This is a genomic window from Xenorhabdus bovienii (genome assembly GCF_024721015.1).
Lineage (GTDB): Bacteria > Pseudomonadota > Gammaproteobacteria > Enterobacterales > Enterobacteriaceae > Xenorhabdus > Xenorhabdus bovienii.
Genome location: NZ_JANAIF010000362.1, coordinates 1 through 349, shown reverse-complemented (window position 1 = coordinate 349; position 349 = coordinate 1). Strand labels below are relative to the sequence as shown.

General features: G+C 54.7%; 1 protein-coding gene and 1 pseudogene. Both read right to left on the bottom strand.

What is annotated here, in order from left to right; all coding sequences use genetic code 11:
• Positions 1–147: pseudogene (locus NXS07_RS21000) on the bottom strand (DNA cytosine methyltransferase); the annotation flags it as partial.
• 2 nt (positions 148–149) lie between these two features.
• Positions 150–349 (bottom strand): hypothetical protein (locus NXS07_RS20995; protein ID WP_258087631.1); only part of this gene is annotated, 200 nt, incomplete at its 5' end.

Sequence of the window (349 nt, the reverse complement as noted above, 5' to 3'; positions counted from 1 at the left end):
CCCCAGATTTCTGACATACGGCCAGTGGTATTGCAGTACCGCACCGGGGAATTTCTCGATTTCACTGAACCACGCCGGAGACATACCAAGGGGTTCCCAAGCCACGCTGGCCGCCTCAATGCCGGAGCAAACCGAGCCGAAACGCATATTCACGATAAGTTTTTCCTCATTTCACCCATGTTATTAATCCGCTGCCGCAGTGCTTCGCGGCGTTCCTGTTTGCGGGCGTCAAACTCGCGTTGTCTTTGCGCCCGCCCGTCTTCCGTCTCAACCAGCCTGACTTCGCCTTCAGCAAACCGCATCATCTGGCCGTCAAAGCTGATACTCATGCCTTTCACAAACATCATCG